We start from the raw sequence: 9257 nt of genomic DNA on the forward strand, positions 1-9257 counted from the left end.
GCGCGACCGTCTCAAATGCGCCCGAAACCATCTCCTCGACATAGCGTCGTGCCAACCAATCGAGTGAATCACGGTCGGGCCGAATCATCGAGAGTCGCTCAGCATAGACGGCATCGAGCGGGATCGTTCCCGCCATGGCAGCGGCGGTGAGCGGCGCGACGTCCTGCTCGAGGCCTGCGCGCAGGCGAGCTCGTCGATCCCCTCGATACGGCTCAAGGTGCTGTCGCAATCGAAGCAGTACGATGTCGAACCGGCGCTTCGTCCGCGTCACAGCTCGAATTCCACGGCCTGCTCGATCGGCGGCAAGGCTCTGATTTCGGTCAGCGCGCTCGCCGATAGCGGAGCGGACGTGCTGATCAGGCGATTGCCGTCTTGGAGGAGTCGCCGACGCGACATGCATGCGGGAGATGTTGATGTTTTCCCGGCCGAGAATGTCACCGAGAGCGCCGACGACACCGGGCTGATCGTGGTGCCGCGTAAAGAGAAAGTGCCCTTCCGGCACCGCCTCCACGTCATAGTCGTCGATGCGCACCAGCCGGGCATGGCGCTCGCCCAGCAGAGTGCCGGCGACAGTCGTGTTCTTGTCGCCGGAAATCGCACAGATCTCAACCAGAGAGACGAAATCTCGCGCGTTCTCCGTCCGCGACTCCCTGACCTCGATGCCCTGCAATTTTGCAAGGTGGCCGGCGTTGACACGATTGCGCGGCCGGTCATGCGCCGACTCAAGAGCCCGACCAAGGCCTCTGCCGTGATCGGCCGCGAATCCAACTCGGCGACACGACCGAACAGCCGTACCACGAGCTCCGTTATAGGACCCTCGTAAAGTGAGCCCACGAGCCGGCCGAGGGCATGGGCGAGCTGCTGGTAAGGGATCGTCCGCGCGAGCTGGTCCGACGTGACGCGTGGAAGATTGACCGCCGTTTCCGCGGCGCCCGTCGCCAGGAACCTAACCACATCCTGGGCGATCCTGAGGCTGACGGCTTGTTGCGCCTCCTCGGTAGAGGCGCCGAGATGAGGCGTCAAAACGACGTTGTCGAGCGCGAGTAGCGGGGAGCCGGTTGGAGGCTCCTTCGCATAGACATCAAGAGCGGCTCCCGCGATCTGCCCGCTCTTAAGCGCATCGGCCAGAGCCGCTTCGTCGATGAGCCCGCCTCTGGCACAATTGATGATCCGGGCGCCCGGTTTCATCATCGCCAATCGGCTCGCGTTGATCACGTTGCGCGTCTTGTCCGTCAGCGGACAGTGAAGGGTGATGTAATCGGAACTGGCGAGAAGCGCGTCGAGCTCGGACGGCTCAGCCGCCGATTCTTCCATGATCTCCGGCGCAACGAACGGGTCATAGGCCAGCACCCGCATCTTGAGCCCCGCACAGCGCCGGGACACCAAGCGTCCGATCGTTCCGAAGCCGATAATGCCGATCGTCTTTCCGGCAAGCTCGACACCGGAGAAGCGCGCCGGCTGCCACTCGCCCTGGCGGACCGACCGGTCGGCCTGAGGCAGATGGCGGCTCAAAGAGAGCAAATGCGCAAGCGTGAGCTCGGCGGTCGTCGTTGCGTTGGCGTCGGGCGTGTTGAACACCACGATGCCACGCTCTGTCGCCGCGGCCACGTCGATATTGTCGACGCCGATGCCGGCTCTGCCGATGGCTCTCAGTCGTGTGGCGGCGGCGATCACCGGTCTCGTGACGCGCGTCTTGGAGCGGACGATGAGAGCATCGTAGTCCGGTATGCGCGCGGTCAGCGCCGCCTCATCGAGTCCGCTTTCCACATCGACGCGGAGTCCGGCCTCTGCGGCGAGCAGTGCCCGGCCGTCGGCATGGATCGGATCGGCAATCAGGACGCTATAGGGGGCATTCATTTGGCTACCGTTGCATCAGATTAGAAACAGGGCTCTCGCCAATGGCGGTCACGTCCCGGAAGCCAGCACGTCTGCTTCCGCCGGCTCGGGGGCTTTGACATAGGAGTCGAGCGGTGGACACGAGCACACGAGGTTGCGGTCGCCGTAGACATTGTCGACCCGGTTCACCGGGGGCCAGTATTTGTCGACGCGGAACGCTCCCGCCGGGAAACACGCGCGCTCCCTGGAATATGGCCGGTGCCACTCGCCGATAAGGTCCTCGACGGTGTGAGGCGCGTTCTTCAAGGGGTTGTTGGTGCGATGGGACAGGCCTTGCTCGATGGCCCGGGGCTCCTCGCGTATAGCCAGCATGGCGTCGCAGAACCGGTCCAACTCTCCCTTGGTCTCCGATTCCGTCGGCTCGATCATGAGCGTGCCCGGCACCGGCCAACTCATGGTCGGAGGATGAAAGCCGCAATCGATAAGCCGCTTGGAAATGTCATCGACCGTCACGCCGGCGCTCGCGTTGAGGGGCCGCGTATCGATAATGCACTCGTGGGCGACCCGTCCGTCGCATCCCGTGTAGAGGACATCATATGCACCGGCCAATCTCTGAGCGATGTAGTTCGCGCTCAAGATCGCGACGCGGGTAGCCTGCGTGAGGCCGGCGCCGCCCATCATTAGGATGTAGCTCCACGGGATAGCCAGGATGCATGCGGAGCCGAACGGTGCTGCCGAGACCGTCATGGCGCTGCCGCCGGTCTCGGGGTGGCCGGGGAGGAAGGGGGCCAAGTGCGCCTTGACGCCGATCGGTCCCATGCCCGGTCCGCCGCCGCCATGGGGAATGCAGAAGGTCTTATGCAGGTTCAGGTGACTGACATCCGCGCCGAGATCGCCTGGCCGCGCAAGGCCGACCAGGGCGTTCATGTTGGCGCCGTCGAGATAGACCTGCCCGCCATTCGCATGCGTAAGGTCGCAGATCTCGCGCACCGTTCCTTCGAATACTCCGTGGGTCGACGGATAGGTGATCATCGCCGCCGCAAGGTTCGCGGCGTTCGCCTCGGCCTTGGCGCGGAAATCTTGAATATCGATATTGCCGTGTGCGTCGGTCCCCACGACCAGTACCTTGAAGCCGCACATCGTGGCCGATGCGGGATTGGTGCCGTGCGCCGAGGCGGGGATCAGGCAGACATTGCGATAGGGTTCTCCGCGACTCTTGTGGTACGCGCGGATGGTGAGGAGCCCGGCAAGCTCTCCTTGCGCACCGGAATTGGGCTGCATCGAGAGGGCGTCGTAGCCCGTGATCTCGCAGAGCTTCTTCGAAAGGTCCTCGATCAACTCAGCATAGCCCAGCGCCTGATCGGCCGGTGCGAAGGGGTGAATCTCCGCAAACTCGGGCCAGGTGATCGGCAACATCTCAGCCGTCGCGTTGAGCTTCATGGTGCATGAGCCAAGCGGGATCATGGCGCGGTCAAGCGCGAGATCGCGGTCGGCGAGGCGGCGCATGTAGCGCGTCATCTCGCTTTCCGCCCGGTTCATGTGAAAGACGGGATGAGTGAGATAGGTGGACGTGCGGATCAAGTCTGCGGGCAGCCGGTACGCCGGATATTCGTCGCGATAGACAAGATGGTCGCCACCGAACGCCCGCCAGACCGCCTCGAGGGTGACCGGCCGCGTGCGCTCGTCGACGCTGATACCGACCCGGTCGGTTCCGACTTTCCGTAGGTTCACGCCGTTGTTGACGGCATTCTTCATGACGAGACCCTGATAGGGTCCAACCTCAACCGTGATCGTATCGAAGAAGGCATCGGGGCTGATCTTGAAACCCAGCTTTTCGAGGCCGTCCGCCAAGCGCGCCGCTTTACGATGCACACGCTCGGCGATCGCCTTCAAGCCTTTGGGTCCATGAAACACGGCGTACATGGATGCGACTACGGCCGGAAGCACCTGCGCGGTGCAGATATTCGAAGTGGCGCTCTCGCGCCTGATGTGCTGCTCGCGGGTCTGTAGCGCCAGCCGGTAGGCGCGGTTTCCGCGCGAGTCGATGGAGACACCCACGAGGCGTCCCGGCAGCGCGCGCCTATAGTCATCCTTGACGGCGATGTAGGCGGCATGCGGTCCGCCATAGCCCATGGGCATCCCGAACCGCTGCATGGACCCGACGGCGATGTCCGCGCCCATCTCGCCGGGCGGTTTCAGGAGCGTGAGTGCGAGCGGATCGGCCGCAACGACGGCAAGCGCCTTGGCTGCATGCAGCTTGGCAATGAGGTCCGAGAAGTCATGAAAGCCGCCCTCCACGCCCGGGTACTGGAAGAGGGCCCCGAACACGTTTTCTGGCTGCACGTCCTTGAAGGGATCGCCAACGACAATCTCCCACCCGAGCGGCTCAGCGCGCGTCTTCAGGACGGCAATCGTCTGCGGCAGGCACTGCGCATCGACGAAGAAGGCGTTCGCCTCCGACTTGGTGACGCGATGCGCGAGCGCCATGGCTTCGGCGGCGGCGGTCGCTTCATCGAGAAGCGAGGCATTGGCGATATCCAGCCCGGTAAGATCGGCGACCAAGGTCTGAAAGTTGAGCAGCGCCTCGAGCCGGCCTTGGCTGATCTCCGGTTGGTAGGGCGTGTAGGCCGTATACCATGCGGGGTTCTCCAGGATGTTGCGCTGGATGGCGGGAGGCAGGATCGTGCCATGATAGCCCTGGCCGATGAGCGAGGTGAGAACCTGGTTCTTATTCGCCGTCTCGCGCAAGCGGTCGAGCGCCCCGCGCTCGGATAGCGGCATGCCGAAATCGAGCGGCTTGGCCTGACGAATTCCTGCCGGTACGGTTTCGTCGATGAGCGTCTCGAGGCTCTCCGTGCCAACCACCTCCAGCATCGCCGTCATCTCCTCGGGCGACGGCCCGATATGCCGGCGGTTGGCGAAGTCGTAAGGTTCGTAGTTCTCCTGTAGTGTCATGACCTGTTCCATTCAGCCGATGAGTTCCTTGTAGGCGGCTTCATCCATGAGGCCGTCGAGGGAACCCAAGTCGGCGAGCTTCAGCTTGAAAAACCAGCCTGTCTTCTCTGGATCCGAGTTCACGATCGAGGGGTCGTTCACGACGGCCTCGTTGATCTCGACGACCTCCCCGGCGAGTGGGGCATAGACGTCGGATGCGGTCTTCACAGATTCGACGACGGCGACCTCTTGGCCCTTGTCGAGCGTGGTGCCGATCTCCGGCAGCTGCACGAAGACGAGATCGCCCAACTGCTCCGCCGCATAAGCGGTGATGCCGACCGTTGCGACGTCTCCATCGATCTCAAGCCACTCATGGTCTTTGGTGAATTTCAGCAAGGTTGCCTCCTTGTTGGGCGGGGAATTCAGCGTTTGTAGTGGTGCTGGACAAAGGGAAGGGGCGTGACTGTCGCCGGCAGCCGCTTGCCGCGAACTTCGGCGAACAGTTTGGTTCCTGGCGCCGACAGGGCCGTGGGGACGTAACCCATGGCGATTGGCCTCCCGAGGCTCGGACCGAATCCACCCGATGTAACGTGCCCGACTGGTGCCTCGTTGGCCTCCTCGACGAAGAGCGGCGTCCCGGCGCGAACCGGCATTCGACCTTCAGGCGCCAAGCCGACGCGATGTATTGCCGGGCCCCGCTCCAGCTCATCGAGAATGATAGGGGCGCCTGGGAATTCGCCGACGCGCTCACCGCCATGGCGGCGGATTGGCTGGATCGCCCAGGTGAGCCCGGCCGTCACAGGAGTTGTCCCCGCGTCGATGTCGGCTCCATAGAGGCACAACCCCGCCTCGAGTCGCAACGTGTCGCGTGCGGCGAGGCCGACCGGCGCCACGTCCGGGTTCTCCAGCAAACCTTCCGCGATCTCGCGGGCGACATCCGACGGAATGGAAATCTCGAATCCGTCTTCGCCGGTGTAGCCGGAACGCGTGACCACGCAGAGCTTGCCCATGATCGACAACTCTCGCACGTCCATGAAACGCATGCCGGCGCAGTCGGGGGCGAGGTGAGCCAGCGCCGACTCCGCCTTCGGGCCTTGCAGTGCGATCAACGCACGGTCGCACGGCTCGACATCGAAGTTCTGGGAAAAGCTGTCGCGCAGCAGGGATTCGTCGTTCTCCTTGCACGCGGCATTGACCACGAGGAGATAGTATGCGCCGCAGTTGGCGACCATCAGATCGTCGAGGATGCCGCCAGTGTCGTTTGTGAAAAAGGTGTAGCGCTGACGTCCCTGCGCCAGCCCCAGGATATCTGCGGGCACAAGGCGCTCGAGCGCGCGCGCGGCGTCGGTAAGGACGCCGTCCTTCGGGCGCAGCAGAATTTGCCCCATGTGCGAGATGTCGAACAGGCCCGCCGCCGTTCGCGTATGCCGGTGCTCGGCCAAAACGCCGGCCGGATAGTTTAGCGGCATGTCGTACCCGGCGAACGGCGCCATACGCGCACCCAAATCCAGGTGCAGGGCGTGCAGCGGCGTCTGTCTTAGAGAATTGGGCGACGTCTTGGCTTCGACACTCATCCTAAGGCTCCATCGGGTCGCGCATGGTGCTCGCCACGCGACGACAAGAAGCCCCCTCTGTCACGAAACCTGAAAGATTTGGCGCCACCGTCGCAGCGCCTTTCCTCTTCGGTGGACCACGCTTGAGCGCGACCGCTTTCCAGAGTGTCAGTAGTCTTGCGGTCCTTGTTGCCTGAGAGTTTCCGGGGCGGTTGCTCCTTCGGCGCCGGGCATGAGCCGGTCTCTTCCGCAAGACAAAACGACGCTTAAAGAATGGTGATTCTCGAGCAGATGGTCAACTGCCGGGGGCGCCATTTGTTCGGTCAATTTGTCTCCCACCATACGGGTCAAAAATATCCCGAAAGTTGCTCAAAATGGAGCCGGGCCAGGCATGGTGTTGAAGATGAGACCAATTGCCCGATGCGCAAGAGACCTTGTTCGAAAGTACTAGCCGCCGTGCGGACCTTCGAGCTTCCAGCGCTCGAGCACTTGCTCGACCTCATCGAGGGTCAAGTCGTCTCGGCGCGCATGATCCCCGATCTTTCTGCGGAGTGAGAAGCGGTCGCCGTGTTTCTCAAGCTCAAAGAAGAGCCGCTCCGCCAAATCATAGGCAGCACGTTCCCGGTCCGTGTCGGTGTCTTGCATAGAGAACCTCCATCGCAAAAACGCTCAAAGACGGGAGGCGTTCCGAGTGCTCTTGCCGTCTCTAGCGTTGGTCAAGCCCAAACTCGGAAAACGGAATGAAGTCCACGACGTCCCCGATGCGGATTTCATCCACATCCTCTGCTACCTCAATGAACCCATCGGCTTCGCGGAGAGAAGAAATAAGCCCCGAGCCGTCACGCGGAAATTTATCGACCAGGAGACGCCCGTCCTTGCGAATGAGCTTCGCGCGCCAGAATTCCCGGCGCCCAAGTTTCTTTCTTTGGGTGAAAGCCGCCGGTACGGGAAATCGTGTGGGCTCCGGCCAAACGCCGCCGGCGAGCCGCGTGAGAACGGGCCGAACATACATCAGGAAGCACACAAACACTGCCACGGGGTTGCCCGGGAGGCCGAGAACGACGCAATCTCCGATCTGCCCGAAGCTCATCGGCCGGCCCGGCTTGATGGCGATTTGCCAAAGATGCCGCTGACCCAACGCATCGATGCTCGCTACGACATGGTCCTCCTGGCCTTGGCTGGCGCCGCCGGAGATCACAATGACGTTGAAGCTGTGGCTCGCTTCGGAAAGAGCCCCGACCACGCTTTCGCGCGTATCGGGGAGCACACCGAGGTCCACGGCTTCGGCGCCGGCAGCTCTGATGAGTCCGTGTAGCATCGGCGCGTTGGCGTCGTAGACCTTACCGTCGACGAAGGCCTCCCCCGGCCGCAGGATCTCATCGCCTGTCGAGAACACCGCCACCTTGAGGGGCGCATGGCAATGCACGGCGCCGAGCCCTGTGGCCGCCGCGCTCGCGATATCTTGAGGCCTGAGCCGGGCACCCGCCGCGACGAGCGTTTCGCCCGGTTGCGTATCCTCGCCCGCGAGCCGTCGATTGGCGCCTGCTTTCAGGTCCCGGCGGCACGGCCGCCCGCGCGCGCCTTCACGCTCCTCGACGCGAACGTCTTCCTGCATCGCGATCGTATCGAGACCCGCCGGCACAACCGCGCCGGTGAAGATGCGGACCGCACCACCCGAGAGCAAAGACCCTTGAAAGGGGTGACCCGCCGCTGCTTCGCCGATGACCCGAAACGCCGCTCCCTTCGCGGCGTCGTAGTCCGATGATGCAAAGGCATAGCCGTCGACGGCCGCATTATCGTGCGCTGGGATCGGCCGCGGCGAGACGATCGGCTCCGCCAAGAATCGTCCGCAAGCCTCGGCAAGCGGGACTTGCTCCGTTCCGGTGATCGGATGCACGCGCGCCTTGAGGATGCCGATGGCCTCCTGATGTGGAAGCCGGTCCTTGTCGAGGATGAAGCAATCGTCGATCAGCTTAGAGTCTGGCTTGGCCGACTTGGCTGTCATGGGCGCTTGAGTCCCAGTGTGGCAATGATGAAATCCACGATGCGTTCTGTGGCATCGATGTGGAAGACGGGCAGGGGCTCCGACTCGTCCTCCGGCTTGTCCGAGGCGATGGCCACGACCTCGGGAAATTCCGCGGCTAGCGGCGCGCGCGATGCGGCGCCATCCCTGCGGATTTCGATCTTGGGATAAGCCTCGCGCTTATAGCCTTCGACCAGGATGAGATCGCAGGGCCCTGCGTACGGCAACAGCTCTTCGAAGGTCATCTCCGGCGCGTTCCCGAGTTCCCGCATCAAGGCGAAGCGGCGCGGCGACGACAGCATCACCTGACGTGCGCCTGCCTCGCGCATCTTGAAGGAGTCGCGTCCCGGATGGTCGATCTCGAATTTTTCATGGGCATGTTTGATGACCGAAATTTCATAGCCCCGCTGACTGAAGTCATGGATCAAGCGCGCCATGAGCGTGGTCTTGCCCGAGTTCTTCCAGCCGACCACGCCGAAGAGGGGAGGGCTCATGACGCCCTCTCGCTGAGAAGGGCCTCGGCCGCGGCGAGGTCCTCGGGCGCATTGATGTTGAAAAAGGGATCGATACTTTGCCCGCGGACATCGACAGCTGAAAAGAACACCGGCACCGCCCCATGATCCCTTGTCCAGGCCGTGACCTTCCGTTCGCCACGCTCCAGCGAGGTCTCAAGAGCCTCACTGAGCCCGATAGGCCAAAGCCCGATCACCGGATGCACGCCCATGTCGGATTGCGCCACGCGGAAGCCTGAAGCATCGCCGGGCGCCGAGAGAAGCCGGTGCACGAGATCGGCGGGAAAGAACGGCGTATCGGTCGCGACCGTCACAACCTGCTCGACGTCGGGCCGGTTGACCCTGACCCATTCGAGTGCGGCATGGACGCCGGCGAGCGGGCCCTGATGTCCGGCGACG

7 protein-coding genes, 3 pseudogenes and 1 riboswitch are annotated in these 9257 nt (G+C 63.2%); all 10 genes and pseudogenes read right to left on the bottom strand.

What is annotated here, in order from left to right; genetic code table 11:
• A pseudogene (locus AUC71_RS19220) lies at nucleotides 1-271 on the bottom strand (HAD-IB family phosphatase); the annotation flags it as partial.
• Nucleotides 272-583: 312 nt separating this feature from the next.
• A pseudogene (locus AUC71_RS20875) lies at nucleotides 584-670 on the bottom strand (hypothetical protein); the annotation flags it as partial.
• 14 nt (nucleotides 671-684) lie between these two features.
• A pseudogene (gene serA, locus AUC71_RS05535) lies at nucleotides 685-1857 on the bottom strand (phosphoglycerate dehydrogenase); the annotation flags it as partial.
• Between the two features lie 48 nt (nucleotides 1858-1905).
• The gene (gcvP, locus tag AUC71_RS05540) at nucleotides 1906-4791 is read right to left on the bottom strand and encodes an aminomethyl-transferring glycine dehydrogenase (RefSeq protein ID WP_069623471.1); all 2886 of its coding nucleotides are present in this window, start codon (nucleotides 4789-4791) and stop codon (nucleotides 1906-1908) included.
• A 12-nt stretch (nucleotides 4792-4803) separates the two neighbouring features.
• On the bottom strand, nucleotides 4804-5166 hold the full coding sequence (gene gcvH, locus AUC71_RS05545; protein ID WP_069623466.1) for a glycine cleavage system protein GcvH: 363 nt from the start codon (nucleotides 5164-5166) through the stop codon (nucleotides 4804-4806).
• 26 nt (nucleotides 5167-5192) lie between these two features.
• A complete protein-coding gene (gcvT, locus tag AUC71_RS05550; RefSeq protein WP_069623467.1) occupies nucleotides 5193-6344 on the bottom strand; it encodes a glycine cleavage system aminomethyltransferase GcvT in 1152 nt (383 codons plus the stop codon).
• Nucleotides 6345-6493: 149 nt separating this feature from the next.
• Nucleotides 6494-6583, bottom strand: a riboswitch (glycine riboswitch).
• A 187-nt stretch (nucleotides 6584-6770) separates the two neighbouring features.
• Complete coding sequence (locus tag AUC71_RS05555; protein WP_069623468.1) at nucleotides 6771-6968, bottom strand: hypothetical protein; 198 nt, start codon at nucleotides 6966-6968, stop codon at nucleotides 6771-6773.
• A gap of 61 nt (nucleotides 6969-7029) precedes the next feature.
• On the bottom strand, nucleotides 7030-8328 hold the full coding sequence (locus AUC71_RS05560; protein WP_069623469.1) for a molybdopterin molybdotransferase MoeA: 1299 nt from the start codon (nucleotides 8326-8328) through the stop codon (nucleotides 7030-7032).
• A complete protein-coding gene (gene mobB / locus AUC71_RS05565; protein WP_069623470.1) occupies nucleotides 8325-8840 on the bottom strand; it encodes a molybdopterin-guanine dinucleotide biosynthesis protein B in 516 nt (171 codons plus the stop codon). Before mobB ends, AUC71_RS05560 begins: the two co-directional genes overlap by 4 nt.
• The coding region (locus AUC71_RS05570; RefSeq protein WP_158007712.1) for an NTP transferase domain-containing protein at nucleotides 8837-9257 on the bottom strand (421 nt) is incomplete at its 5' end. The genes AUC71_RS05570 and mobB, both read right to left, overlap by 4 nt.

The sequence above is a fragment of the Methyloceanibacter marginalis genome, assembly GCF_001723295.1.
Taxonomy (GTDB): domain Bacteria; phylum Pseudomonadota; class Alphaproteobacteria; order Rhizobiales; family Methyloligellaceae; genus Methyloceanibacter; species Methyloceanibacter marginalis.

Excerpts from the sequence above, each read along its gene's own strand:
- gcvP (WP_069623471.1), bottom strand. The coding sequence starts at position 4,791 with ATGACACTACAGGAGAACTACGAACCTTACGACTTCGCCAACCGCCGG.
- gcvT (WP_069623467.1), bottom strand. The coding sequence starts at position 6,344 with ATGAGTGTCGAAGCCAAGACGTCGCCCAATTCTCTAAGACAGACGCCG.
- AUC71_RS05555 (WP_069623468.1), bottom strand. The coding sequence starts at position 6,968 with ATGCAAGACACCGACACGGACCGGGAACGTGCTGCCTATGATTTGGCG.
- AUC71_RS05560 (WP_069623469.1), bottom strand. The coding sequence starts at position 8,328 with ATGACAGCCAAGTCGGCCAAGCCAGACTCTAAGCTGATCGACGATTGC.
- mobB (WP_069623470.1), bottom strand. The coding sequence starts at position 8,840 with ATGAGCCCTCCCCTCTTCGGCGTGGTCGGCTGGAAGAACTCGGGCAAG.